This window comes from Saccharothrix xinjiangensis, assembly GCF_039527585.1.
Taxonomy (GTDB): Bacteria; Actinomycetota; Actinomycetes; order Mycobacteriales; family Pseudonocardiaceae; genus Actinosynnema; species Actinosynnema xinjiangensis.
In genome coordinates, this window is sequence record NZ_BAAAKE010000107.1 from 1 (window position 1) to 513 (window position 513).

At 65.1% G+C, this 513-nt stretch carries 2 protein-coding genes; both read right to left on the reverse strand.

Annotation, left to right across the window (positions count from 1 at the left end; genetic code table 11):
- Positions 1 to 268: lipopolysaccharide assembly protein LapA domain-containing protein (locus ABD223_RS43445; RefSeq protein WP_344044240.1), on the reverse strand; the 268-nt coding region annotated here is incomplete at its 3' end.
- Between the two features lie 47 nt (positions 269 to 315).
- Positions 316 to 513 (reverse strand): HU family DNA-binding protein (locus tag ABD223_RS43450; protein WP_344044242.1); only part of this gene is annotated, 198 nt, incomplete at its 5' end.

A 513-nucleotide genomic window follows, 5' to 3' on the forward strand; every position in this document is an offset into this window, starting at 1 on the left:
CCAGCTCCTTGCGCTGCTGCTGGTTGTGGCGCTGGGCACGGGTCAGCAGGGTGCGCAGGCGCAGGTAGACGCCGCTCATGGCCAGCATGCCGAGCAGGACGCCCACGGCCAGGGAGGCCAGCAGCCAGACGGACAGCGATATTGCCGGCAGCTCCAGCCAGATCAGGTTGAGCGGAATGGCCTGCTGGTTGTTGACGGCAAAGAGGATGCCGACCAGCAGAACGACCAGCAGAATGATGGCCAGGATAAGGCCTTTGAGCCAACGCATGCGCTTGTGTCCCCTGTGAATGGAAGAGAGTAGTGGCCGGAGCGGCGTCAGTAGCCCAGAGCGCGGCTGGCATCCACCTGCTCGCGAAGCTCCTTGCCGGGTTTGAAGTGTGGCACGAACTTGCCGTCGAGCGCGACCGGTTCGCCGGTCTTCGGGTTGCGTCCGATGCGCGGCTCCCGATAGTGCAGCGAGAAGCTGCCGAAGCCTCGAATCTCGACGCGCCCCCCTTCGGCCAGGGTGTCGGT